At 63.0% G+C, this 24,535-nt stretch carries 25 protein-coding genes; 13 read left to right on the top strand and 12 right to left on the bottom strand.

Annotation, left to right across the window (positions count from 1 at the left end; all coding sequences use genetic code 11):
• Positions 1–211 precede the first annotated feature (211 nt).
• Positions 212–1,042, top strand: a complete 831-nt coding sequence (locus tag JG747_RS16285) for a DUF1236 domain-containing protein (protein WP_202362302.1) — start codon at positions 212–214, stop codon at positions 1,040–1,042.
• A 155-nt stretch (positions 1,043–1,197) separates the two neighbouring features.
• On the opposite strand, the gene JG747_RS16280 is transcribed toward JG747_RS16285, so the two are convergent.
• Positions 1,198–1,428, bottom strand: a complete 231-nt coding sequence (locus JG747_RS16280) for a hypothetical protein (RefSeq protein WP_064981777.1) — start codon at positions 1,426–1,428, stop codon at positions 1,198–1,200.
• Between the two features lie 176 nt (positions 1,429–1,604).
• Between JG747_RS16280 and JG747_RS16275 the strand changes: the two genes are divergently transcribed.
• The gene (locus JG747_RS16275; protein ID WP_019859315.1) at positions 1,605–1,769 is read left to right on the top strand and encodes a hypothetical protein; all 165 of its coding nucleotides are present in this window, start codon (positions 1,605–1,607) and stop codon (positions 1,767–1,769) included.
• Between the two features lie 95 nt (positions 1,770–1,864).
• The gene (locus JG747_RS16270) at positions 1,865–4,012 is read left to right on the top strand and encodes a caspase family protein (RefSeq protein WP_446720616.1); all 2,148 of its coding nucleotides are present in this window, start codon (positions 1,865–1,867) and stop codon (positions 4,010–4,012) included.
• Between the two features lie 79 nt (positions 4,013–4,091).
• Here the strand turns inward: JG747_RS16270 and JG747_RS16265 are convergent, their stop codons facing one another.
• Positions 4,092–4,328 carry a hypothetical protein gene (locus JG747_RS16265; RefSeq protein ID WP_202362208.1) on the bottom strand — a complete coding sequence of 79 codons (237 nt, stop codon included), beginning with the start codon at positions 4,326–4,328 and terminating at the stop codon, positions 4,092–4,094.
• Positions 4,329–4,661: 333 nt separating this feature from the next.
• Between JG747_RS16265 and JG747_RS16260 the strand changes: the two genes are divergently transcribed.
• Together JG747_RS16260 and JG747_RS16255 are read left to right on the top strand one after the other, a co-directional pair.
• Complete coding sequence (locus tag JG747_RS16260; RefSeq protein WP_069092571.1) at positions 4,662–5,117, top strand: hypothetical protein; 456 nt, start codon at positions 4,662–4,664, stop codon at positions 5,115–5,117.
• Positions 5,114–7,330 carry a glycosyltransferase gene (locus JG747_RS16255; RefSeq protein ID WP_202362207.1) on the top strand — a complete coding sequence of 739 codons (2,217 nt, stop codon included), beginning with the start codon at positions 5,114–5,116 and terminating at the stop codon, positions 7,328–7,330. Before JG747_RS16260 ends, JG747_RS16255 begins: the two co-directional genes overlap by 4 nt.
• Before the next feature lie 126 nt (positions 7,331–7,456).
• Here JG747_RS16255 and JG747_RS16250 read toward each other — a convergent pair whose 3' ends face one another.
• Entirely contained in the window at positions 7,457–8,353 is an 897-nt protein-coding gene (locus tag JG747_RS16250; protein ID WP_202362206.1) for an aminoglycoside phosphotransferase family protein, read from the bottom strand.
• Between the two features lie 276 nt (positions 8,354–8,629).
• Here JG747_RS16250 and JG747_RS16245 point away from each other — a divergent pair, with 276 nt between their 5' ends.
• A complete protein-coding gene (locus tag JG747_RS16245; RefSeq protein WP_141700955.1) occupies positions 8,630–10,114 on the top strand; it encodes a hypothetical protein in 1,485 nt (494 codons plus the stop codon).
• A 102-nt stretch (positions 10,115–10,216) separates the two neighbouring features.
• On the opposite strand, the gene JG747_RS16240 is transcribed toward JG747_RS16245, so the two are convergent.
• The 3 genes from JG747_RS16240 to JG747_RS16230 all read right to left on the bottom strand — a co-directional run bounded on the left by JG747_RS16240 (position 10,217) and on the right by JG747_RS16230 (position 14,110).
• Positions 10,217–12,193: an AI-2E family transporter gene (locus tag JG747_RS16240; RefSeq protein ID WP_064981787.1), complete on the bottom strand. Its 1,977-nt coding sequence runs from the start codon at positions 12,191–12,193 to the stop codon at positions 10,217–10,219.
• 209 nt (positions 12,194–12,402) lie between these two features.
• Positions 12,403–13,476, bottom strand: a complete 1,074-nt coding sequence (locus JG747_RS16235) for a D-alanine--D-alanine ligase family protein (protein ID WP_202362205.1) — start codon at positions 13,474–13,476, stop codon at positions 12,403–12,405.
• A gap of 16 nt (positions 13,477–13,492) precedes the next feature.
• A complete protein-coding gene (locus JG747_RS16230; RefSeq protein ID WP_064981792.1) occupies positions 13,493–14,110 on the bottom strand; it encodes a C39 family peptidase in 618 nt (205 codons plus the stop codon).
• Between the two features lie 163 nt (positions 14,111–14,273).
• Here JG747_RS16230 and JG747_RS16225 point away from each other — a divergent pair, with 163 nt between their 5' ends.
• Together JG747_RS16225 and JG747_RS16220 are read left to right on the top strand one after the other, a co-directional pair.
• Complete coding sequence (locus JG747_RS16225; RefSeq protein ID WP_064981794.1) at positions 14,274–14,840, top strand: RNA polymerase sigma factor; 567 nt, start codon at positions 14,274–14,276, stop codon at positions 14,838–14,840.
• Positions 14,841–14,878: 38 nt separating this feature from the next.
• The gene (locus JG747_RS16220) at positions 14,879–15,400 is read left to right on the top strand and encodes a hypothetical protein (protein WP_202362204.1); all 522 of its coding nucleotides are present in this window, start codon (positions 14,879–14,881) and stop codon (positions 15,398–15,400) included.
• A gap of 36 nt (positions 15,401–15,436) precedes the next feature.
• Here the strand turns inward: JG747_RS16220 and JG747_RS16215 are convergent, their stop codons facing one another.
• A complete protein-coding gene (locus JG747_RS16215) occupies positions 15,437–15,865 on the bottom strand; it encodes a VOC family protein (protein WP_019859327.1) in 429 nt (142 codons plus the stop codon).
• A 335-nt stretch (positions 15,866–16,200) separates the two neighbouring features.
• Between JG747_RS16215 and JG747_RS16210 the strand changes: the two genes are divergently transcribed.
• Positions 16,201–16,455, top strand: a complete 255-nt coding sequence (locus tag JG747_RS16210; RefSeq protein WP_223217710.1) for a hypothetical protein — start codon at positions 16,201–16,203, stop codon at positions 16,453–16,455.
• 23 nt (positions 16,456–16,478) lie between these two features.
• Here JG747_RS16210 and JG747_RS16205 read toward each other — a convergent pair whose 3' ends face one another.
• The 3 genes from JG747_RS16205 to JG747_RS16195 form a co-directional block, all read right to left on the bottom strand.
• Positions 16,479–17,666, bottom strand: coding sequence for an aminotransferase-like domain-containing protein (locus JG747_RS16205; RefSeq protein WP_202362300.1), 1,188 nt, complete (start codon positions 17,664–17,666; stop codon positions 16,479–16,481).
• 171 nt (positions 17,667–17,837) lie between these two features.
• On the bottom strand, positions 17,838–18,290 hold the full coding sequence (locus tag JG747_RS16200; RefSeq protein WP_202362203.1) for a GNAT family N-acetyltransferase: 453 nt from the start codon (positions 18,288–18,290) through the stop codon (positions 17,838–17,840).
• A gap of 201 nt (positions 18,291–18,491) precedes the next feature.
• Positions 18,492–19,247, bottom strand: coding sequence for a pyridoxamine 5'-phosphate oxidase family protein (locus JG747_RS16195; RefSeq protein WP_202362202.1), 756 nt, complete (start codon positions 19,245–19,247; stop codon positions 18,492–18,494).
• 5 nt (positions 19,248–19,252) lie between these two features.
• On the opposite strand from JG747_RS16195, the gene pdxR reads away from it, so the two are divergent.
• Positions 19,253–20,695, top strand: a complete 1,443-nt coding sequence (gene pdxR / locus JG747_RS16190) for a MocR-like pyridoxine biosynthesis transcription factor PdxR (RefSeq protein WP_202362201.1) — start codon at positions 19,253–19,255, stop codon at positions 20,693–20,695.
• A gap of 4 nt (positions 20,696–20,699) precedes the next feature.
• Here pdxR and JG747_RS16185 read toward each other — a convergent pair whose 3' ends face one another.
• Positions 20,700–21,164 carry a hypothetical protein gene (locus JG747_RS16185; RefSeq protein WP_244748412.1) on the bottom strand — a complete coding sequence of 155 codons (465 nt, stop codon included), beginning with the start codon at positions 21,162–21,164 and terminating at the stop codon, positions 20,700–20,702.
• 139 nt (positions 21,165–21,303) lie between these two features.
• On the opposite strand from JG747_RS16185, the gene JG747_RS16180 reads away from it, so the two are divergent.
• Positions 21,304–21,897 carry a DUF922 domain-containing Zn-dependent protease gene (locus JG747_RS16180; protein WP_244748411.1) on the top strand — a complete coding sequence of 198 codons (594 nt, stop codon included), beginning with the start codon at positions 21,304–21,306 and terminating at the stop codon, positions 21,895–21,897.
• A 16-nt stretch (positions 21,898–21,913) separates the two neighbouring features.
• On the opposite strand, the gene JG747_RS16175 is transcribed toward JG747_RS16180, so the two are convergent.
• Positions 21,914–22,441 carry an RBBP9/YdeN family alpha/beta hydrolase gene (locus tag JG747_RS16175; RefSeq protein ID WP_202362200.1) on the bottom strand — a complete coding sequence of 176 codons (528 nt, stop codon included), beginning with the start codon at positions 22,439–22,441 and terminating at the stop codon, positions 21,914–21,916.
• Positions 22,442–22,551: 110 nt separating this feature from the next.
• Between JG747_RS16175 and JG747_RS16170 the strand changes: the two genes are divergently transcribed.
• Together JG747_RS16170 and JG747_RS16165 are read left to right on the top strand one after the other, a co-directional pair.
• Positions 22,552–23,034 carry an Lrp/AsnC family transcriptional regulator gene (locus tag JG747_RS16170; RefSeq protein ID WP_019859338.1) on the top strand — a complete coding sequence of 161 codons (483 nt, stop codon included), beginning with the start codon at positions 22,552–22,554 and terminating at the stop codon, positions 23,032–23,034.
• A 67-nt stretch (positions 23,035–23,101) separates the two neighbouring features.
• Entirely contained in the window at positions 23,102–24,382 is a 1,281-nt protein-coding gene (locus JG747_RS16165; RefSeq protein WP_202362199.1) for a cytochrome-c peroxidase, read from the top strand.
• The last annotated feature ends 153 nt before the right edge of the window (positions 24,383–24,535 follow it).

Raw genomic sequence — 24,535 nt, 5'->3', positions numbered from 1 at the left:
TCGGCCGATGCGGACGATTGCCAGCCGTCCATGCACGGCCGCTCCGTAAGCAGTTCCGCGAAAAGGATCTCATCGACAGCATCCCTGAATGTGATTGTCCCCGCCTGTCTCCCGAGATTTCCGCCTGTCGATTTTGCCAATTCGCCGGGAACGAAGTTTTTTCGTTGAGGTTTACCCCGCGAAGGGACTGATGCTTTCGAGGAGATCTCCCATGAAGCAAATTCTGATCACCAGCATGCTCGCGCTCGGCATCGGATGCGGTGCCGCGATTGCTCAGACACAGCCGGCTGAAACCCAGTCGGGCGGTGACGCCAATTGCGCGGCCGCTGCGGCCAACTGTCAAAAAGGCTCGAAGATGAAGATGGGCGAGCAGGCCCAGGGCAAGGCCAAGGTCCAGACTGACCAGCAGGCCCAGGGCAAGCCCAAGCTCAAGACCGACGAGCAGGCTCAAGGCAAAGCCAAGGTCCAGACGGACCAGCAGGCCGAGGGCAAGGCAAACACGACCACCGATCAGCAGGCCCAGGGCAAAGCCAAGGTCCAGACGGACCAGCAGGCCCAGGGCAAGGCAAACGCGACCACCGATCAGCAGGCTCAGGGCAAAGCAAAGGTCCAGACGGACCAGCAGGCCCAGGGCAAGGCAAACGCGACCACCGATCAGCAGGCCCAGGGCAAGGCCAAGGTCCAGACGGATCAGCAGGCCGAAGGCAAGGCAAATGCTACCACCGATCAGCAGGCCCAGGGCAAGGCCTCGACACAGACTGATCAGGGGTCGACTGCTTCCATCAGCAATGTGACTGTCGAACAGAAAACCCAGATCACCCAGGTCATCAAGGAGACCCGGGTCGAGCCGGTCTCCAATATCGATTTCGACATTACTGTCGGCGTCGAGGTTCCCCGGCACAAGATCCGGCTGCATCGTCTGCCGGCGCGCATCGTCAAGATCGTACCAGCCTACGAAAGCTACGAGTATTTCGTATTGGCCGACGGTCGGATCGTCATCGTCGATCCGGATACGTTGAAGATCGTCCTTATCCTGACCTGACTTGGGCGCTCGCTCTGAAACGCCCGCCACATCCAGGTGGCGGGCGTTCTATGAAACCTGCCGATGAATCGACCGTGGCCGAACGACTGCAGAATGGGTTTCAGCGTCATGCAAGCAGAGCTGGGCAATGCCGCCAGGATTTGGCCGTCAGGACATCAAAGCTGGATTTCAGCCCCTGCCTGTTCATCGAACACGACTGAGCAGCCTCGTGCAAGCGCTACAGTGGAAAGGGCGTTTGCCACCACGTCGTCCGGCGACACGAAATCGCCGGTCAGAACCCGCAACTCTTCCACCCCTTCAGCCATCGAGACAAAATTTCCGACCACGCGATCGTGCTTGCAGGCCTCGACCACGTAAAGCAGATCGACCAGTTCGAAGCTGCGCATGTTCAGCCTCCAATAAGAATGTCCCTTCCTGGATCGTGAAACGCGTTGGCTGAACATTGTGTTCCGGCGGGCACGAATTAACCCTGCCCCACCGCTGCGTCCGGCGCCGTTGGCGACGAACTTCAGCGCCAACGACGGCTCGTTCGGCGTGCGCCCGTCACGGCGTCCACCATGCCATGCGCGACAAAATCCGCGCTGATGTCATGGGCGAGCGCTTGCCGTCGATCGTCAAACTCACTTCCGAATATCGGAACATTTTCGGCCCGGCGCGCCTCGCCGACATCAGCGCCGATGGGTTTTTCCCGCCTGATCTGAAGCCCTCGCTGTACATGAGGTTCTGACGCCGACGATGCGCAGCGCCTGTGGCCGTTGGAATTTTTCCGTTGCTTGGGTTATGATCAGCCGGATGCTTCCCTCTGGAAATGGCGGTGAAGGCATGTTGCGAAAGAGCTTTTCCAGCTATTTGAGGCAGGGCCTCCTGCTCGCGTTCCTGGCCACGTTCAGCACGCTCTGGCTCGCCCAGGCCCACGCCGAGCGGCGTGCGGCCATTGTCGTCGGCAACAGCGAATATCCGTTTGCCCCGCTGACCAATCCCCGCAACGACGCCAAGCTCATCGCCAATACCTTGACCGAGCTCAAATTCGACGTCCTGCTCTTTTATGATGTCAAGAAATCGGCGGAGAAAGACCTGAACGACGCGATACGCGCGCATCTCATAGGCGCCGACATGGCGGTCTTCTATTACGCCGGCCATGCCTTGCAGTATAACGGCCAGAACCTGCTGCTCCCCGTCGATACCCGGATCTCGTCGGCCAAGGACGTCGCGGCCGACGCCATGAAGCTCAACGACCTGATCGACATCGTAAAGAACGATCCGGTCGGCGTGAAAGTCTTCATCCTCGACGCTTGCCGCAACAATCCGGTGGCCAAGGAGAAGGGGTTGCAGCAAGGCCTCGCCTACACGGAGGCCGGAAGCGGCCAGGTGCTGCTCGCCTTTGCCACCGGCGCCGGCGAGGTCGCCTATGACGGGACGGGCATCAACAGCCCCTATTCGTCGGCGCTCGCCAACGCCCTGCTCATGCCCAATCTCGATGTGTACGACACGTTCCGCACGGTGCGGGGCGACGTTCGCCAGGCGACAGCCGGCTCACAAATTCCCTGGATCACCGGCTCGATCGAAACGAAATTCGTCTTCCGGCAGGGCGACGCCGGCAAGCAGGTTGCGCAAGCCGAGCACGCCGCCGAAGCGAATGGCGGCCTGACCATCGATGAGGTGTTATGGTCCTTCATCAGCGACAGCCAGAATCCGGAGGACTTCGAGCGCTTTGTGAAGGTCTTTCCCAATAGCCGCTACGCGGCCGAGGCGACGGAGAAGAGCCGCTTCAAGGTGGCTGCGTTGACCAAGCGCGGACTCTACGTCAACGGCAATCTGGTCTCCAGCTCGATCGCGGCGGTGGCGCCGGTCGAGGCGAGTGACAAGGCGTTGAGCGAGGAGTTCGTGTTCCAGCAGGCCGGCGAGCGCGCCGTCAGCGAGACCTTTCGTATTTGGCCGAGCAACCTGCCCGACACGCAGCGCGGCATGCGGACGATGGTGACGGATTGCGATCTCTACGCCGCCGATCCCAACGATCCACAGCGCGCCGTGCCTGGTGTCACCAACGGGCTCGTCAATGTTCGGGACGCGTTGCGCGCTTGCGCTTTTGCACTGGCGGCCGACATCAACAACCCGCGCCTGCAGTTCCAGTTCGGCCGTGTTCTGGAAATTGCCAGGCGCTATAGCTGGGCCGAGCATTTCTACGAATTGGCCGGCAATCAGCAATACAGCGCCGCGTTGATCAACATGGGCTACATGGCGCGCGTCGGCATGGGGCGCGAGATCGACTACGGCCGCGCGTTCGACTTTTACGTTCGGGCCGCTGCGCTTGGCAATCTCAGAGCCAGGACCGACATCGGCTCCGCCTATATTGCTGGCCAAGGCGTACCAAAGCTGCCGCAGGAAGGCGTTCTTTGGTATCGCCTGGCCGCGTCAAGTGGCTGGGCGAATGCGATCACGGCGCTCGGCGACGCTTACCGCCTCGGCACTGGTGTGAAGCAAGACTATGTCCAGGCGGCCTCCTTGTATTCAGCAGCGGCCGATACCGGCCAGATCGATGCGATGGCAAATCTGGGACAGGCGTATCTCGCGGGCGAAGGCGTGAAAAAGGACGTGCCACGAGGACTCGAACTGTTGCAGCGCGCAAACGACATGGGCAACAGGTACGCACCGTATTTTATGGCGCAGCTGTATCTGAAAGGCGACCGCAAGCTGGCTGCCGATCCTCGCCGCGCCTTGACCCTCCTTGAGCTTTCCGCAAACCGGGGAAATGAGTACGCCTACGTCCGTCTCGCCTGGGGGCATCGCGACGGGCTATTCACCGGCAAGCCTGACCTGCGACGAGCCTACTTCGACGCCTCCCTCGCCGCGAGGCTTCGGGCCGATCAGGGAGAACAGGCGAAGGCGGAGATAGCCAAGAAAATAGACCCCGCAACGCGAAAGGAAATAGACGGAGAAGTTGAACTATATATCAAACAGAATGGTCCGTAACGCGTGATCAACATTGCGCGATATTCGAGATGATTGCGCTATCAGAAACCAAAGAGTTGGTGGCGAACAAGGCGGCGGATCAATAGTGGGAATCGCCACGCTTCGAACTCGATTTGTCGGGTTGAGGCGTACTTACCTTGGTGACCTTGGTGACCTTGGTGACCTTGGTGACCTTGGCGCACCGTCCATCCTTCAGCGAAAAACCGAAATCGCAGAGGATGGGCCTTCCTGCAATCGTCCAGCATCCGCTCAGCATGACTGAGGTCGAAACCAAGGCGGCGGCCGAAGCCATCTTTGCCAGCAGCAATCTTGCCATTTGCGTCGCTCCAGCCTCGACCAAAACGGCCGCGGCATCGCATCAGGACTTTCAACGTCACGCCGTAACAAGAAAATACGCCTACTGCCCTATAGTCAAGGGGAACGCAGGCGAGTGTGCCAGTCCTGCTTACTGACGGACTGCCCACCGAGTTTGACGACGGCATGTAACCGGAGTGTGCCGCCGTTGCGGGGCTTTCTCGCCATGGCCGTGCAGGTTGCAGCTCAACGACAATGCGTCGGCATCACACGGCGCGGCGCATCGACCTGAACGTTTGACACGTACAAATCGCCATTGGTAGATTCCTGCATCCCTCATGTGAGCGCCATCCAGATGAGAAAGCTCAAGGAACTCTTCCTTCGAAAGGATAAGCAGGATCCGGGAGATGAAGGTCCGGGGAATATTTATGTATACAAATCCAAAGAGGAAATTTCGGCAATTATCGTTACGACTTTAGGTGTCGATCCTGACCTTCTCGAAGAAATCATTGTTACGACCAAGCGCAAGCTCTCAGGAAAGAGCGACCGGCTCATCTATCTGACCGACAATTCGGACTTCACGATATTCCGCCGTCACGGTGTGATTTTCGAGTATCTGCCTCCATTGGTTGAGCAACGGCTGCACGCAGCCGACATGCCCTGGCAGGCTTATTTGCGGGAGCACTGGGGGCTCCTTCTTGCAAAATGGCGGCCTCGCCGTGTCCTGGCTTACGGCACGACTATCGATAGTTTCCTGGCGGCGGCACCGACGGCATCCGTCCGCAACGCCCCGGACATGCCCAGATCATGAGGCTGGACATTCTGTTTGTCGCTGATGTCCGCTTCGAAGGCGGCACCTCCACCGCGCTCGCCGTGGAAATCCGAGCGGCCGCCCGCGCGGGTTTCAAGACAGGCTTGCTGGCCGTGAAGGGACCATTGCTGCGTAACCCCTACCCTATGCATCCCGACTTGCGGGCACTGATTGATGGCGGCGCGACAGAACGGATCGACCCGGACACGAAGGTCGACGCCGACCTCGTCCTGGTGCACCATCCGGCGATAATGTCCAACCGCTTCACCAGGCGGACCGGCATCCGGACCGAACGCATGGTCATGGTTCTCCATCATCCCATGGTCGACCGGCGGGGCAAGCTGCAGTACGACCTCGCGCGCATCGTAAGCAATTGCCGTTGGGCGTTTGGCGTCAAGGTTTGGCTCGCCACCGTCAGCGCCGTCGTTCGCGATGCCTTGCCCCGTCATTTGCCTGCGGGCGCGGAACTCCTGCCTGAAAACTGGACCAATCTGATCGATCTCGACGACTGGCCTCGCAGGCCGGACGGCCCGCCGCACAATCCGGTCATCATCGGCCGCCATGCCCGCCCGGACAAATTGAAATGGCCGAGCAGACCCGCCGACGCGCTGCGTATCTATCCTGCCGACGCAGCCCGCTACAGCATCAGGATCCTGGGCGGCGGTCCCTTCCTTAGGGAACTCTATGGTCCGCTGCCGGCAAACTGGGAAATACTGCCCTTTGCATGGACCGGCATTGCCGGGTTTCTCCAAGGGCTCGATTTCTATGTCTACTACCACAGCGATTCCTGGTCGGAGGCTTTTGGCCGCACGATCCTCGAAGCGCTCGCGGTAGGTCTCGTCACGATTCTCCCCGCGCACTTCCAGCCATTGTTCGGTGACGCGGCAGTCTATGCGGCGCCGAGAGATGTCGAGGGCGTCATCGGCAAATTCATCACCGACGCGGATGCCTACGCGCGGCAATCGGCGTTGGCCAGGGAGTTCGTTGCCCGGCACCATTCCGCCGAGCTCTTCCCGCAACGCCTTGAGAGGCTGTTCAACATTTCCAAACCGCGGGATGCGGCGGCCGTGCGGGCGTCGACGATCCAGCCTTTGCCGATACGTCAGGTGCTGTTTGCATCGTCCAACGGCATCGGAATGGGGCATCTCGCGCAGCAGCTGGCTGTCGCGCAGCGACTGTCGCGAGGGCTGAAGCCCGTTTTTGCGACAATGTCCTACGCCATGAAAATTGCAGCCGAGGAGGGTTATCACGCTCACTTCCTGACCCATCACCGCGGCATCGATGCCGCGCCCGTGGACTGGAACGACGTGCTTGCCGAAGAACTGTTCGACCTGATCAGTCATCTGCGTCCAGCGGTATTTGCCTATGACGCCACAGCTGTCTTCGACGGTGTCGTCGCAGCCCTGGCCATGGACCCCAACCTGTTCTCGATCTGGGTCCGTCGACCGATGTGGCGGGAATCGCACCGCCCGTTCCTTGAGATGGCGGACGCTTTCGACGCTGTTATAGAGCCCGGCGAACTGGCCGATGAATTCGATCACGGCCCCACGTCGGAAGTGCGCGATAAGGTTCTGTTGGTTCCGCCAGTGTTGTTGCTGGAGCCAAATCAGCGCCTGGACAGGGCCGCCGCGCGCAACTTCCTCGAAATATCCGATGGCATGACCGTCGTCGCCCTGCAACTCGGCTCCGGCAGCAATTTCGACATGCGCGGCGTCCGCAACGGCGTTCTCAAGGCCGTGCTTGACCGTCCCGATACGCTGGTGCTGGACATCCGCTCGCCGATCCGCGCCGATTTCGAGTCGGACGAGCCGGTCGGGCCGAGGCATCGCATCGTCGAGCTGTTCCCGAGTTTCAACTACAGCCGCGCATTCGACGCCGCGGTCGTCGCGCCTGGCTACAACACGTTCCATGAGAACATCCTTGGCGCGGTGCCGACCTTGTTCGTGCCCAACGAGAGCGACGAGATGGACCTGCAGCTCAACCGCGCCCGCTGGGCAGAGCTTGGCGGTTTTGGCCTGCTGATGCGCCGCGACCATGACCTTCCTCATGTCGACCGCTTCATCGAACAGCTGCTCGATCCCACCGAGCGCGAAGGAATGGCGGCGCGCTGCGAGGCGGTCCCCTGGACCAACGGCGCTGACGTCATCGCGAACTATATCGAAGACCATGCCAGGATGGTCCGAACTGACTGGGACATCACCAAGGACAGCTGATGTAGGGCTGCACCGAGGAACGGCACTCTTGAAACCAAGCCAGCCTTCGACGCGGTCGCCCCCTGGACCTCCAGCGACTGCGCCAGCATCGCCGCGGCGTGCCCGGCGCGCGCCGGCAGCCAGAGTTCAGATGTCAGGATCGTCGAGAATGCGAGACAGCGTGCTGCGCCCCAGCGCACTCATGGCGGGGTTGGTGCGACGGTAATACCAGACGAGGCCCATGGCCTGCTGGAACGCCCAGGCAGCACCGCGCTTCCATAAGAGGTCCTCGACTTGAAGGCCGCTCCGAAAGGTCGCCCTTCGCTCGCGGTCGAGAAGATGCCACGCGACCGCCAGATCCAGCGACGGATCGGTCGGCCCGAAACTGCCACCATCAAGCACGCCGACAAGACGCTCGCCCTGCACGACAAGGTTTGGCGGGATAAGGTCCTTGTGGCTCATCACGACGGGCTCAGCGGCGGGCAACTCCCGCAACCGGGCCCACAGATCGCGCAGTCGAGCCACATCGAGAAGGCCCTCGCTGTTTTCAAAGCAGACAGCCATCCAATCGTCATGATCGGGGAGATGTCCGCCACGCCCTTGCCCGTCGAAGCGTCGGCCCCGTGTGTCCGCCTGGCGCAACGACGCCACGAGGCTTGCAAGGTCGAGGGCGAAAATCGCCGATCCACTGAGCCCGTTCGGCGTGGCAACCTCGCCTTCGATCCACGTTTGCACTGCCCATGGCATTGGATATCGAGGACCGGGCTGGCCGAGCCCAATCGGTTGCGGCGTAGGAAACAGGCAATGCTGTCCAATCTCGACCATGGCGGCGGCCTCCGATCGAAGCATATCGGCGCATTCGGTCGGCTTCATCGCCCGCAGCGGGAACCGCGCAGCGCTCTTTGAGCCAATGCGGAAGATGGCGTTGACGGTTCCCGACGATCCGACCGAGGTGACGTCGTCATGACGATACTGGGGAAACTGATCGCGGATCATCTGGCGGGCGATATCGATGTCGATATCCACCTGATCGTCATGCATCATGAGTTCTCATCCTGCCGAGCTCGGCATCAAGGGCAAAAGCACCGACCTACAGTAGCTGACGTCAAGGTTGAAGCAGGTGTCGATCAGATTCCAATCGCCCTTCTATCATCGCCAGCAGGTCACTCGGAGGAAACAGGCGACAAGAATGCAGCTGATATAGTATAAAGAGTCCACGGCATATTGTCTCAGAGGCGCATCGATATGCCCACAAGATATGTTCGAGTTTATTTAACTTTGCAGCTTTGTGAATCCCGTTAACAGGAGGGGCGACGGACCATGCCAAACGAGCAAACGACAATTGACCCAGGCGCAGCCGAAACGCAACTCGGCCCGAGTGTATCGGTGCAAGTCAACCCCGAGGATTCCGTACCTTTCCGGCCGGAGCCGGTGTTCATCTCGCTCGGCCTGAAACGAGATGTTTTCGTGGGATTCTCGGGCGGTAACGCGGCACCGAATCCCGATCCGATGGGCATCCCGCCGGTAGACCTGAAGACCGAGAACGGACTGCTGAAGGCCTTCCTGCTGCTCGGATTCGAACCGGGCCCGGACACAACCCCATTCGGGTTTTCGATGCCAGCAATCTTCCGCGCTTCAGCCGCGTTCAGAGAAACCGTCGACCTGCCCGGCCTCAATGTCCCCATGCCTCCGGCTGTCATTGGCCAACAACCTCCAGTGATCAAGCCGGGCATGATTCAGAATTACATGGCTCTCCAGGCCAATTTCTTTCAAATGTCGCTGGCTCCGCTTCAGGCGAAGCTCAGGGAGGCGCGTGTTCCGTTTACGCAGGGCGGCATACCCGCGCCGGAGGACCTTCGGCCACAGCTCTTCCTGGTCGAGCAATATCAGCTTGCTAGCTTTCGCGGAGACCTGGCACGGGATGATCTGGTCGACTCCATCAGCCTGTCGCCCGGCGGCTCGATGACCTACAAGGTGATCATCAAGAAGAGAACATCGACGAGCAACGAGCTGACCTCCACCGTGTTGGACAGTCAGGACCGGGAAGCGAAAGATAATTTCAACAAGCAGCTCAAGGATACCGCCGACAAAAGGTCCGGCACGAACAACTATGATTATGGATTCGAAGGGAGTTTCCATGGGGAGGCTTCGGTCGAAATCGGCGGAGGCAGCGCGGACGCCCGGGTTCATGCGCGCGGATCGACCAATGAGGTTCGACAGGATTTTGCGGAATCGACCACATCCGCCATCGATTCCCAAGTGTCCGAGACGAACCGTTCCCGCAAGCAGAGCATAGAAACCGGGAGAGAGGACACCCAGACTGACGAGCAAACCGAGAGCGTCAGGGAAAAGACGGCGCATAACCCGACGGCGCAGCCTGTGAATGTCGGAATTTTCCTGCTCAAGGAAGAGTTCGTTTCCGTTCTCAGCCTGGTCGATGTCGAGATTGCCTATCGCAATGGCGATGCGAACCAGGACCGTCAGGTGCCGTTGCGCAAGCTTGGCGAACTGCTGGATGCCGTGATCGAGCGCCCCGAGGATCGCACGGAGATTGCCGCGACAATCAAGGCGCTCCTTGAAGGGATCGCCGACTACCAGGATGAAACTCGCAGTATCGTCAAGCCGGACCCGAGCAGTCCGCTTGGCTTCAGCCGCGATGCGCAACTGAGATCGGAATATCGGCTTCTGAAGTCGGACGGGACCTTGCGGCGTACGTTTTCGGTGAAAGGCATCCCGATACGCGGCTGCGAAAGGTCGTTGCGCCGGCCGAATGTCACGGTCGAGCTGCCGATCGCCGGAATATGATCCGCTGGGCGACGGGATGCCGCGCAAAGCCGTCGTGAGCGTCTTTGCCGGCAGGGTCCGCCTGGGCCGAACCAGCGCGCTCGCAACTATCGGTTTTCACCCCTAGCTTGCCGCCGCGGCCGGCACCTTCCTTGGCGCGGCGCGCGGCCGGCGCATGCGCCGTTTGGCGACGAGCTTCAGCGCCACCGGCGGCTCGTTCGACAGCGCGCCGGTCACCGCGTCGACCATGCCGTGGGCGACGAAATCCGCGTTGATGTCCTGGGCGAGCTTGTCGGCGGCTTCCTTGTCTCCGTTGCCGGTCTCCGACCAGAACACGATGCCCACCCGTAGTGCCGCCTTCGCGCGCTTCAGCCGGCGGACCAGGAAGCGGGCGTGCTTGACGGAATCGCGGTTGAGGAAGCCGACCACCACTGTGTCGATGGTTTCGAGCTCGAGGCGGCGAATGCTGGCAGGTTCCATGTCGGCAAATCCCGCCTTCGACGCGGTCGCCCCCTGGACCTCCAGCACCTGCGCCAGCATCGCCGCGGCGGCATCGTCGAGCTCGCCGCGCCCGCCGGCGCAAAGCAGCGACATGCCGGTGCCGTCGGGCAGTTCGGCCTCGTCCTCGTCGGCGGCATCGCCGGGCTCGCCCGCTTCCGGGCTTTCGTCCTCGGCCGCTTCCTCCTTGGCATCGTCTTCGAGATTGGCCACCAGCGCGAGCGCACTGGCCGCCACCTGCCGTCGCTGCAGGTCGCCCATGACGCCGCGCACTCGGTCGCGCTCACCCAGCAGCAGGGCCGGAATGGCCACCTTGTCGTAGAATTCGACCAGATATTTCTCCTCGAGCATTTCCTCGGCATGATCGGTGGCTTCGTCCGGGTCGCCGGCCAGCAGCCGCTGGTAGAGCCGAGCATGCGGTTCCAGCACCGGCTCGTTGCCGAACAGCACGTCGAGGAATTCAAACTGCGGCACGTGCCTGCCCAGCACCACGAGGCAGACGGTGAGCGGCGTCGACAGAACGAGGCCGAGCGGCCCCCACAGCCACGTCCAGAAGATGGCAGCAACGATGATCGCCAACGGCGACAGTCCGGTTCGCGAGCCGTACAGCCAGGGCTCGACTACATTGCCGGTGACCAGTTCCATCACCACGAACAGGGCAGCAGTCCACAACACCAGCGACCAGCCGGGCGCCACGGCCAGCGCCAGGAACAGCGGCAAAAGCATGCCGATGGCCGGACCGATATAGGGAACGAACCGCAATGCCAGCGCCAGCATCCCCCACAACAGCGCATTGGGAATGCCGAGGATCCACAGCCCGATCGCAATCGGTATGGCGTAGACGATGTTGACGACCAGTTGCATGAGCAGGTAGCGGCCCACCCGCTTGGCTGCATCCTGAAGCGCCTCGGTGGTGCGGTGAAGGTCACCATAGCCGACAAGCCTGATGAAGCGGTCGCGCAAATCCTCCCGTTCGAGCAGCATGAAGATGACGACGACGATGATCAGACCCGCCGATCCGAGCGGACTGATCAGCGGGCCGACGATGTTCTGCAGGACTTCGAGCGGCCTTTCGCGCGCCACGATCTCGACCGGCACCGGCTCGCGCGGCGGCTTGTCCGCGGTGGCGGCCGGCAATGTGGCGTCCTGCCGGTCGATCTCCTGGCCGACACGCTCGACCACGCTGCTCAATCTGGCGATGATACCGCCGCCGACGCCGGTTTCCTTGAGCGAGCGGATCTTGGCCAGGATGTTGGTCTGGTAGACCGGAATGTTCTGCGCCAGTTCGCTGACCTGCGTGGCGACGACGAAGCTGAACAAGGCAAGTGCCGCGAAGGCGCTGAGCACGCTGGCGATGACGGCGGCGATGCGGGGAATGCCGACCCGTTTGAGCGCCGAGACAAACGGCGCCAGCGCGAACGTCAAAAGCAGGGCGATCGCGATCGGCAGAAACACCTCGCGGCCGAAATACAGCGCCGCCACCGTTGTGACGGTGGTGGCCACATTGGGCAACGCGGTTCGCGGATGGGGCGCGGCAGCCGCAAGAATATCGTCCAGCCCATGCGCCTCGGACGCCGTCCCGTTTCGACGATTGGCCGCCACTTGATGTCTCTCCCCCTGCCAGCGGCCATGGTCTGACATATTGAGCCGGCGTGCAACATTTGCCGGCAGACCGCTGGTTACCCTTCAATTCCGGGCGGGTCAGTATGTTCCCTACGGCCGAGACAATGGAGAGAAGTGCCTTTATCCGCCCATCGGGATGCTCGGGCCAAGGCCGGCGGCAAGCGTGGCGTGACGCTGAACAGAGCCGATCAGCGCGCCGCATGCCTGGCCAGCGCGTGCTCGATCAGCACGTCGATCACCTGGCTGTAGCCGATGCCGATCGCCGCCAGCGCCTTGGCGTACATCGAGATGTCGGTGAAGCCGGGCAGCGTGTTAACCTCGTTGACCAGCAGCGAACCGTCGGCGCGCAGGAAGAAGTCGACGCGCGCCATGGCCTCGCAGCCGAGCGCCCGAAAAGCCCGCGCGGCCATCTCGCTCGTCCTGGCAACGACATCCGCCGGGACATCGGCGGGCACCTTGACCAGCGCGCCGTCGGCGTCGAAATACTTCGCTTCATAGGTGTAGAACCCATGCTTGTCGGCCGGAATGATCTCGCCGGGCGGCGAAACCGTCAGCGAACCGTCGGCCCGCTCCAGCACCGAACACTCGAGCTCGCGGCCGTCGACGAACTCCTCGATCAGCGCCTTGCTGTCATAGCGCAAAGCCGTTTCGACGGCCTGTTCGAAGCCATCCCTGTCATGCACCTTGCTCACCCCGAAGGACGAGCCCTGGCGCGCCGGCTTGGCGAAGAAGGGCAGCCCAAGCGCCCCGGCAATCTCCTGGAACGGACCGACCTCGCCTCTCAGCACGGTGACCGAGCGGGCAACGGCAAGCCCTGCCTCGCGTAGCAGCCGCTTGGCGACATCCTTGTCCATGGCGGCGGCGGAAGCCAGGACGCCGCAGCCGACATAGGCGACATCGGCAACCTCGGCATAGCCTTGCACCGAACCGTCCTCGCCGAACGGCCCATGCAGCACGGGAAAGACGACATCGACAGGGTCAGGCTGTTCGCCGCTCTCGGTGAGAGCCACCAGCCGGCCCTTGCCGCCTGGCAGCAGGGCTACCTCCACGCCATCCTCAGACACCGGAGCCCCTGCCCCGTCGGCGCCGGCCTCGGACGAAGGCTGCAGCCGCCATCTGCCATCCCTGGAAATGGCGATCGGCACCACCTGGTAGCGCGTCCGGTCGATCGCCTTCAGCACATTGGCCGCCGACAGCCGCGACACGTCATGCTCGGCCGAGCGCCCGCCATAGAGGATGGCGACCCTGGTCTTTTTAGTCATTGAAACCCCTTAGAAATCAAATGGTGACGGCAATGCCGCGATTGGCAAAGAAACGATCGAAATCGGCTGGCGATAACACTGCGTTGGCCTGTGTGGCGCTGGTATGGCCGGATGGGTTGTGGAAGCGAAAACCATCATCCGACGCCGCCGTCACCAGCACCAGATGGCCGCCCTTCGACGGCGGCTCGCGCTCGGGCCAGCGGATCGAACTGCTGACCGAGGCGATGAAGAAGCGTGAGCGGGCGAGGATCGCCGGAATGTCCGACGTCGCGACATTGGTCATCACCTGCGCCTCCAGGCCGAACTCCGCCTTCACGAAAGTGACGAAGGGCGCGTAGATCAGGCCCCTGATCGAGCCTTCGTTGACGACATAGCCGCCATATCGGGTGCAGCGTCTCGCCAAGTCGATCGTCGGCACGATCTCGCCGCGCGTGGCCAGGATCATTTTCAGGCACGCCATGCCGCAGATGTTGGCGGCCCAGACCGCATATTCGTCTGGTGTTTCCGCTCCCGACCCCCGCCACAGCGGATCGCGCCGCAGCGCCACATCAGCGCCATCGGCGAGCACGGCCAGCGTCATGTCAGGCGTTTCCCACTGGCTGAAAAACGGCACGGTTTCGGGCGATGTATCCATGGAACTCCGCGGCTGGGTTTCCATCTCGTATCGAGGATGTCGGACAAAAGGAAGGCCACCTGGTCAGTGCTTCGAATTGGTGCTGGTGCGCCAGTGCGTCGAAGGTTCGGCGCAGTCTTCGGTTGGTCTGTAAGAAATTTCGTTTGGGTACGACTACCTTGACATGACCATGCTTTACCAAAACGAGAGGGGCGGTGCCGAAGCGGCCGCGCCACCGGATGTCGACCGGCTCTACATCCAGGCGGTGGATCAGCTAGGTCCCGCGTTGGCTCGTCTGGCAGTTGGATACGAAGCAAACCCTATCGAGCGGCAGGACCTGTTGCAGGATATCCATCTGCAGGTCTGGCGCAGCCTGACGTCTTTCGATGAGCGCTGCTCGCTGCGCACCTGGGTCTACCGTGTGGCACACAATGTCGCTGCCGATCATATCGGGCGAGCCCGACGCCTGAAAGGAATGATCGGCCTCGATCACCCGGCGGCGGAGATCGCCGCTGACCCGAATCCCTCCCCGGAGACGGAGGTATCCGACCGGCTTGCGCTGGCCCGGATCCACGCAATGCTCCACCGCCTGCAGCCGATCGATCGGCAGGTGATGATCCTCTACCTGGAGGAGGAGGATGCCGCGACCATCGCGGAGGTTTCCGGTCTCTCGGCCGGCGCGGTGGCGACGCGTATCAGCCGCATCAAGCGCGTTCTGGCCGGCCAGGTCGTTCTGGAGGCAGTACGATGATTAACCGGTCACAATCTTCCTGGAAGGAACAACCTGTTATGACCTCGGCCATAAATCTCGAAGACATCAAGGCGCGACATGCCGCTTTGAGCCGAACCACCAAGCGCCGCAACACTTTGGAATATGTCTCCGCAGGCATGGCCGCCGCCTTTCTGCTCGTCACCAGTGCAGTGACATTCTTGGCAGCCGACTCGTCGGCGGAATGGATCATGGCGTCAGGATTTGCAACGCTGGTGCTCGGCCTCCTGTTGGTGGGCTTGAATATCTTCCGCAAGAGCACACGTGCCGGATTCGATCTTGCGACAAGTGGAATGGGCCATCTGCAACAGCGCTTGGCTCATGAGCGCGACCTGCTGAGATCCGCCTGGCTTTGGTATGTCGGGCCAATAGTGCCGGGGTTCGTCATGATCTATCTCGGATCATGGGCGACAAATCCCGCGCGCCCGATCTTCGCGCTGGTCGGAGGCGGGTCGACCTTTGCCTTCCTTGTTTTGGTCATCATCCTGAACCGCCGTGCGGCTCGACGGATTGAAACGGAAATGCGTGCCCTGCGGGAATGACGATGCTTCGCGAGCCGCGCCGTTCGTGCACCGTCTCTAGAAGGTGATCTTCACCGAAGCGGCACTGCGCGCGTGCGCACCGTGATGGACGGCCTCGATGTTATTGCCGTCGGGGTCGAGCAGGAAGGCGGCGTAATAGCCGGGATGATAGGGCCGCTCGCCCGGCGCGCCATTGTCCGTGCCGCCGGCCGCCAGCCCGGCCTTGTAGAAGGCATCGACCATCGCGTGGTCCCTGGCCTGGAAGGCCAGATGGTGACGGCCGGTGAGCTTTCCCAGTGCTGCCCGGCTGTCGGCGCTGGAGATGAACAGCTCATCGGACCAGAAATAATCCTCGCCGGTCCCGCCGATCGGCACGCCGAGCACCTGCAAGACCGCCTCGTAGAAACGCCGGCTGGCGGCGAGATCCCTCACCACCAGCTGGATGTGGTCGATGAGCCGGCCGCGATGCAGTTCCTGGGTTTCCACGAAAATTCCTCCTCGCAATGTTCCAAATCTAAATTCGCTTGGGGCGCCGTCAATGCGGGCGGGCGCAGGCTACTGACAGGCGCTGCCTTCCGGCGTCGTCGCCGAAAATCCCGCCCTTCGGTCCTTTGCAAATGAAAAGCCCGCCGGAGAGGGGGAAACCGGCGGGCTTTGGAAAGCCTCGTTGACAAGGCCTTCGGATGTCTGCGGGGGGTCAGACACCTAGGAACACCTGTCGGCTAAAGAGGTTCCACGCAGACCTCTTTTCAGGAGAAATTCTCCTGACGGGAACTTTCCGATCAAACCGGAGTTTCGTGGCGCGGCGGGAGGGACATCGATTGGACTGTTTTCAGAGACTGGAAGCGCTTATCGACAGCGCTGGGGTTGGCGACGTCGAGGAAGCAAACGCCTTGCTGCGACGCTTCAAGGGCAAGTCGCAGGCGGTCGACACGGCAATAGACGAGTTCATGCTCGACTTCATGACATTGATCTTCGTCGTCGAGGCCGGCGAGGAACGCTTTGAAAAACCGCTCCGCAGACTGGCGCGCACCAGGCTTGCGATACTCAAGCATCTGGTCACCGTGACGGCATAGAAATGCCGCCTTCTCTGACCGGCCTACCCCTTCAGCAGCGCCGCCAGCCTTGGAATGCCCTCGGCCACGGCGCGCTGGTCGGCCAGCGTGAAGGACAGCCGCAGCGTGTTGCGTCCGGTGCCGTCGGCGTAAAAAGCGTTGCCGGGCACGAAGGCGACGCGCGCCTCCTTCACCGACCGAGCCAAAAGCTCGGTGGCGTCCGACCCTTCCGGCAGCGTCGCCCAGACGAACATGCCGCCTTCCGGCCGGCTCCAGGTCACGCCCTTCGGCATGTTGGCTTCGAGCGCGCCGAGCAGGCCGTCGCGGCGCTGGCGATAGGCGCCGATGAGTTTGTCGACCTGGCCGTCGAACACGGATTCGGCGACGCGGTGCATGACCAGCTGGTTGATCGACGGGCTGTGCAGGTCGGAAGCCTGCTTCATCAGCACCAGCTTTTCCACCACATGACGCGGCGCGCACACCCAGCCGACGCGCATGCCCGGCGACAGGATCTTCGAGAACGAGCCGCAATAGAGCGTGCGCGCCTTGTCGATAGAGCCAGAGCGCGCGCAATCGAGCGCCAGGATCGGCGGCACGCCCTCGCCATCATAGCGCAGCGCGCGATAGGCGGCGTCCTCGATCATGGCGATGTCGAGTTCGCCAGCGAGGTCGAGCACCGCCTCGCGCTGCTTTCGATCGAGTGTATTGCCGGTCGGGTTGGCGAAGTCGGGCACCAGATAGGCGAACTTGACTTTGCCGCCCCCTCTTGAAGAACCGGTGGGGGCGGCGGCCGCCGCGCGATAGGCGTCCGGCGTCATGTTGCCGCCTTCCGGCCGCAGACGGTCATAGCGCGGCTCATAGGCGTTGAAGGCCTGCAGCGCGCCGAGATAGGTCGGCCATGTCACCAGCGCGGTGTCGCCCGGCGACAGGAACAGCTTGCCCAGATAATCCAGCGCCTGCTGCGAGCCGGAGGTGATGAAGATGTTGGCCTCGTCGCAGGCGACGCCGAGCTTGCCCATCTGCCCGGCGATCCAGCGCCGCAGCGGCAAATAACCTTCCGACACCTGGTATTGCAGCGCCGCCCCTGCCTCCGCGCCGCCCAGCACCTCGGCATAGGCATCGCGGATGGCATCGGCCGGAAACAGCGCCGGATCGGGAATGCCGCCGGCGAAGGAGATGATGTCGGGCTGGTCGAGCAGCTTCAGCAGCTCGCGGATTTCGGAGGCCTTCATGCGCGACGAGCGCGAAGCCAACAGGTTCAAAAGGGTCAAGTCACGCCTCCCCAGACGATTTTCATATAGGTCAATGTAGCTGACCTATATCCGCTTTGTCAGGCAATTTGAATAGTGCCTGAAAGCCTGCCGCTATACGCCAGTCGCCGCCGGGGCGGAACGGAGTTGCATCTAGAGGCTCTTCTTGTAACCAATATGGCTGGCGGTGAAGCCAAGGTTTTCATAGAAACGGTGCGCGTCCGCCCGCCCCTTGTCGGTTGTGAGCTGCACAAGGCTGCAGCCGCGCGACCGACACTGATCGATCGCCCATTCGAGCATCAGCCGGCCGATGCCGCCCGAGCGCCGATGGCTGGCGACACGAACCGCCTCGATCTGCCCGCGCCAGGCGCCCTTGCGCGACAGCCCGGCAAGAAAGGTGATCTGCAACGTACCGATCACCTCGGCCCCGTCCACTGCCACCGCCAGCAGTTGGTTGGGGTCGGCATCGATCGCGGCAAAAGCATTGAGATAGCCCTGGGCCAGCGGCAAGGAGGCATCCTCGCGAGCAGCGCCCAGTGGATCGTCGGCGAGCATCGCGACGATTGCCGGCAGGTCGGAAGCTTGCGCCTTGCGGAAGGTGATCATGGCGCCGGGATAGCGCGAGGCGGTGGCGGCGGCAAGTGAGCTCTCCCTTCTCCCCTTGTGGGAGAAGGTGGCCGAGCGAAGCGAGGTCGGATGAGGGGTGCTCCAGGGAACGCCGACGCCTCACTCCGCTGGAACACCCCTCATCCGTCTCGGCGCTGCGCGCCGATCCACCTTCCCCCACAAGGGGAGAAGGGAGAGGTGCTAACTAACCTCGCCCTCATACACCGCCTGCGCCTGCATCAACGCCGCGTCCAGCCCTTCCCCTTCTGCATACCCAGCCAGATTCCCCGGCCGCTCGATGCCGGGCAGCAGCCTCGGACACGGCTCGGCCGCGCCGATCACGGTCCGCACCGGGATGACCCCGGCCCACACCGGGTGACCATAATCCTCCTCGTCGTCGGCGACGCCCTTGGCGCGCACTTTGGCCGATGCCTCCTCGATGCGCATGCCGATGACCATGGTCGCCTTGGCTTCCTGCGCCGAGATGGGCCGCAAGGTTTCGCTGCGGCCGGGGTAGAAGCGGTCGACAACGCCGGCCAGCGCCTTCATCTTCTCTTCCGGCTCATCAACAATCCGCGCGGTGCCGAAGCACATCGCCGAGCGGTAGTTGGCCGAATGGTTGAAGCCGGTGCGCGCCAGCACCAGCCCGTCGAGATGCGACACGGTGAGACAGGCCGGCGTACCGCCGCGCAATTGGCGCAGCATGCGGCTGACCGACGAGCCGTGCCAATAGAGCATGTCACCCTCGCGCCAGTGGATGGTCGGCGTGCAATAGGGCTGGCCGTCGAAGGTGTACGCGACGTGGCACAGCAGCCCGGCATCCAGCACCGCGAAGACGGCCGCATGGTCGTAGCTGCCGCGCTCATGCAGGCGCTTGACCCGGTTGCGGCTGGTGGTCGGAAAGCTGGCGGCAACGTCGTTCACGGCTTGCATCCTCGGCTGTTGTCTGCCAACCATGCGCCATGGAATTGGTCGAGAAAAGAACCAATCACAGCAACAAAAATCAGACCAATCCGCCGGATTGGTCGGCGCTGATCCCGGTTCTGCCCGGGGACGGACCGCGCAGCCGCGAGCTTTACGCCGCGCTCAGGCGGCTGATCGAGACCGGCGCGCTGGCTGCCGGCGCAAAGCTGCCGACCACCCGCGACCTTGCAAAGCGCTTCGGCCTGTCGCGTTCGGCGGCGGTCGCCTGTTTCGAGATGCTGATCTCGGAAGGCTTTGCCGTGGCCAAGGTCGGCGCCGGCACCTTCGTCGCTCCCGACGTGCCGTATTTGCCGACAACGCTGGTCAAGGCGCGCCCGCCGGAGATCGACGCCGCCATCTCGCTGCCTTGCGGCCTTGGCGTGGCGGTGTCCGACCCGCGCACGCTTGATGTGTTCCGCATCCTGCTGTCGCGCCACCTCGCCCGCCCCGGCCCCGAGCATTTCCGCTACGGCGATCCGCGCGGCGGCCTGCCGCTGCGAACCGCGATTGCCACGTATCTACGAACCGCGCGCGGCGTGCGCTGCGACGCCGGCCAGATCCTGCTGACCTCGGGCACGCAACAGGGGCTCGACCTCCTGGCGCGCGCGGCACTTCGCCCCGGCGACGCCGTGTGGCTGGAAAATCCCTGCTATCCCATGGCGCACGCAGTGCTGGCCGGCAGCGGCGCCAGGATTGTCGCCGTGCCGGTCGATAGCGAAGGGCTCGATCCCGAGATCGGCGAACGTCTCTGCCCAAAGGCGCGCGCGGCCTATGTCACGCCCTCGCATCAATATCCGCTCGGCGTGACGATGACGATGCGCCGGCGGCTTGCCTTGCTCGACTGGGCGCGGCGCAACGAGGCCTGGATCATCGAGGACGATTACGACAGCGAGTTCCGCTATGCCGGCCCGCCGCTGACCTCGCTGCAAGGCATGGATGGCGCGAACCGCGTCGCCTATCTCGGGACCTTCTCCAAAGTGCTCTTCCCCGGCCTGCGCATCGGCTATGTCGTGGTGCCGGAGCCGTTGCTCGATGCGGTCATGGCGATCAGGGCGCGCTCCGACCGTTACCCCTCGACGCTGGCCGAGGGCGCGCTGACCGACCTGTTGAACGAAGGCCACTTCGCCGCCCATCTCAGGCGCGTGCGCCGCCGCGTGCAAGCCGCGCGCGACGTGCTGGCCGCGGGCCTGCAGGCGCATTGCGGCGACAGGCTCGATGTGACGGCGCCCGAGCAAGGGCTGCATCTGATGGCGATGTTAAGGGGCAACGGGCCGGACACGGCCATTGTCGAAGCAGCAAAGGCGGTGGGCGTTGGCGCACGGGCATTGTCCGCGATGTTCATCGACGGCGCGCCGAAGCACGGGCTGGTGCTGGGCTTTTCCGGGTTTTCGGATGAGGAATTGAGGGCGGCGGCGGTAAGGTTGGGCGGGGTGATGCGGTAGCCGCTCAATCCGCATCAGCGGCAGGCTTCGCCTTCCCGCACTGCGCCAGCACCTTGCCGATGGCCCCCTTCGAACCCTTTAGCGCAAAACTGTTCGAACCATACTTGGCCGAACCGACAGACACATCGCCCTTCCCACGCAACAGATCGAGCAGCGGATCGGCTTTCTCCAGGTCCACCACGAAGTAATTGTACATTGCCTCCAGTTGCAGGGTCTTGGTCACCGTCTTGCCGTCAGCCTTGAAATCGAACGCGCCGCTGAGGCCGGGCTCCATCTGCTGGCCGCTGGTACCGAGGTCGTAGCTCAGCACCGGCTTGTCGAAACAGGCCAGCATCAGATACGCGTCGCCCTTCGGGCCGCCGCAGACCGAAGCGGTCAGCACGCTGCCGCCCTCGTCTTCCTCCATCTTCGCGCTCCAGCCGCTGCACGACGCGGCAAACGCCGGCTGCGCGGCCTGCAATGCGGCCACGGCACCGGCGACGACAAGATATCCAGCTTTCATGACTTCCCCCTGACAATTGCGGCACCCGCAACCAGCATATAGGAAAAGCGATCCCGTGACATTGCCCGTTGCGGCAAGGTCGTGTGGTCCGGGTTTGGAGAGCGTTGTGTCGAGAGTTCGTCTGTGTCTTCTGCTGGCCGCCCTGGTGGCCTTGCCTGTCACCGCCCACGCACAATGGAAGCCGGTCGAGAAGGTCGAAACCTACGCCATTTCGGGTCAGTCCGGGCCGGAACTCTATCGCTCGATCGGCGAGAACGGGCCGAATGTCGGCGTCGCCCGCGCCATCGCCCACACCAATTTCAAGCTGACCTGGACCAGGGACTATCAGGCACGGGCCGGCGCCTGCGTGCTGGTGTCGGCGAAGCCGAAATTGATCATCACCTACACCTTGCCCAGCCCCTCCGCGCCGCTGCCGCCGGCCATCCAGAAGAACTGGGAGGTTTTTCTCGCCGGCGTCAGTGCCCATGAAAAGGTGCATGGCGCCACCATTGTCGACATGGTGCGCAAGATCGAGGCGGCGACCGTCGGCCTGACGGTTGCCGACGACCCCAAATGCAGCAAGATCCGGAGCGAGATGACCAAGCGCCTGTCCGCACTCTCGCAGGCGCAGCGCCAGGCCAGCCGCGATTTCGACCGCGTCGAACTCGGCCCGGGCGGCAATCTGCAGAAGCTTATCCTCGCTTTGGTGAATGGCGGCTGAGCCACCACCTTCAAGCCTAGGACACCAGCCCGTCGAGAAGCGCAAAACCTTCCGGCCAGTCGCCCAGGCCGCTTTCGGCATTGATGTGGCCGAACGGCCCGATCACGGCCAGGCGGCTGCCCCATTGCGTCGCCCGCGCCTCGGCATACTCCGCCGAACCATAGGGGTCGTTGGTGCTGGTCACCACAAGCGAGGCAAAGCGCAGCTTGCCCTCGGGAAGTTTGGCGAAAGCCATACCGTATTCGGGAAAGACCGCCGACGCCGGATCGGGAACGCCGACCAGCAAGGCCGCCTTCACGGGCCTTTGCGAAATCTTCTGCCAGTGCGCGATAAGCAGGCAGGACAGGCTGTGCGCGACCAGCACCGGCGGCTCGGGCGCGGCGATCACCGCGGCCTCCAGAGCCGCCAGCCAGTCGGTGAAATCGGGCAGGGCCCAGCTTGAGGGCCGGAAGCGCCGCATCGCCGGATTGGCGTCTTCCCACCGCGATTGCCAATGCGCCGGGCCGGAACCGCCGCTCCCCGGCAGGATGATGAAATGCGGCATGTCGCCTTGCTCCTATCGATCATCGGTGCATGGTGACCTCTTGCGCTGGCACCGGGAATGGGAAATCATCGGAAAAATCATGTCCTTACCGATGGATTCAAAGTGACACCATGAGGACCAGCGATGAGCGCGCGCCGCTCGACCCGACCGACATCGCCATCATCGAGGCCATGCAGGAGAATGGCCGCATCGGCATATCGGAACTCGGCCGGCGGGTCGGCCTGTCGCAGCCGGCCACCTCCGAGCGGGTCAAGCGGCTGGAGGAGCGCGGCGTCATTGCCGGCTACACCGCGGTGATCGACCCGGCCGCCCTTGGCCTCGGCATGATGGCCATCATCCGCGTGCGCACCACGCATGAGCACATCCGCCCTTGCCTGAAGCAGTTCGCCGAAATGCCCGAGATTACCGAGGTGCACCGGCTGACCGGCGAGGATTGCTTCATCCTGAAAGTGGTCGTGCCCTCGCCCGCCCACCTTGAAACCATCGTCGACGCCGTCGCGCGCCATGGCGCGGTCACCACGGCACTGGTGCTGCGCAGCGAGACGCCGAAGCCGATCGGCCGCGAACTGATCCGCGCGAACACGGTTTCGTAAGCGCCGAACCAGTCATCAATCCGTCGCAGTGCGAACCTAACTGCTGAGCGAAATGGACCTGGAACGCATGACGACAGGACGAGGCAAACGCCTGATGATCGCGGCCGCTGCCGCATCGTTGTTCGGCTTTGCCATCGCTTTGCCGGCAACTCTTGTTCGCGCCGGAACCGGCAGCGTCCAACCCGGCCCCCTATCGCGCGCCGACGCTTTTGCCCGGGCGCAAGCGCTGACCGCCCTTGGCCGCAAAATGTTCTTCGATCCCGCTCTCTCGGCTTCGGGCAAGCAGGCCTGCTCGTCCTGTCATGACCCGCGCCACGCCTTCGGTCCGGCGTCGGCAGATCCGGTCGAGATGGGCGGTCTAAACCTCGACCGACCGGGCGTGCGCGCCGTGCCGTCGCTGCGCTATCTCCAGGCGGCGCCCTCTTTCACCGAGCATTTCTACGATTCCGAGGACGAGGGCGACGAGAGCGTCGACAATGGTCCGACCGGCGGCCTGACCTGGGACGGCCGCGCCGACCATGGCAAGGACCAGGCGAAAATCCCCCTGCTCTCGCCCTTCGAGATGGCTAACAAGGATGAGGCCGCCGTCGCCGCCGCCTTGCGCAAGGCCGCCTATGCCGATGAGTTCAAGGCGGCCTTCGGCGACGACGTGTTCGACCACGCGAGCGATGCCTTCGACGCCGCCGCCGAGGCGCTCGGCACGTTCGAGCAGAGCGCTGCTGACTTCTACCCCTATTCCAGCCGCTACGACGCCTTCCTCGCCGGCAAGGCTGAGCTGACGGCGCAGGAATTGCGCGGCCGCGCGCTGTTCGAGGACGAGACCAAGGGCAATTGCGCCAGTTGCCACTTGAGCGAACCGGCCAATGACGGCGAGCCGCCGCAATTCACCGATTTCGGCCTGATCGCTATCGCCGTGCCGCGCAACGCGGCGCTTCCCGCCAATGCCGACCCCGCCTATGCCGATCTCGGCCTGTGCGGCCCGCTGCGCACCGATTTCAAGGGACGGACTGAGTATTGCGGCCTGTTCAAGACGCCGACCCTGCGCAACGTCGCGCTGCGCAAGAGCTTCTTCCACAATGGCGCCTTGCACACGCTGCGCGACGCGGTCGCCTTCTATGCCAGCCGCGACACCGATCCGGGCCATTGGTATCCCAGGAATGCCGACGGCACGGTCAGGAAATATGACGACCTGCCAAAGGCTTACTGGGGAAACTTGAATCAGGATCCACCCTTCAACGGCAAAAAGCCCGGCGACAAACCGGCGCTCAACGACGCCGAAATCGACGACATCGTCGCCTTCCTGGGCACGCTTACCGACGCCGACCAGCAGGCGGGGCCAGCGAACTGAACCGCCCTAACCGGTTTGGCCTGTTCGCCGGTGAAAAGAAGGTGCCTCGATCTACCGGATCCGATGCGCCGCAACGCCTGGGACCGGTAAAGAAAGACACATCCCATTAGCGCTTCCTAAACCGCCTTGCGGTATTCCTCGTCACTCGATGGT

This window comes from Mesorhizobium sp. 131-3-5 (genome assembly GCF_016756575.1).
In the GTDB taxonomy this organism is placed as follows: domain Bacteria; phylum Pseudomonadota; class Alphaproteobacteria; order Rhizobiales; family Rhizobiaceae; genus Mesorhizobium; species Mesorhizobium jarvisii.
The sequence above is the reverse complement of the archived record's forward strand: the minus strand, read 5'-3'. Positions and strand labels throughout refer to the sequence as shown.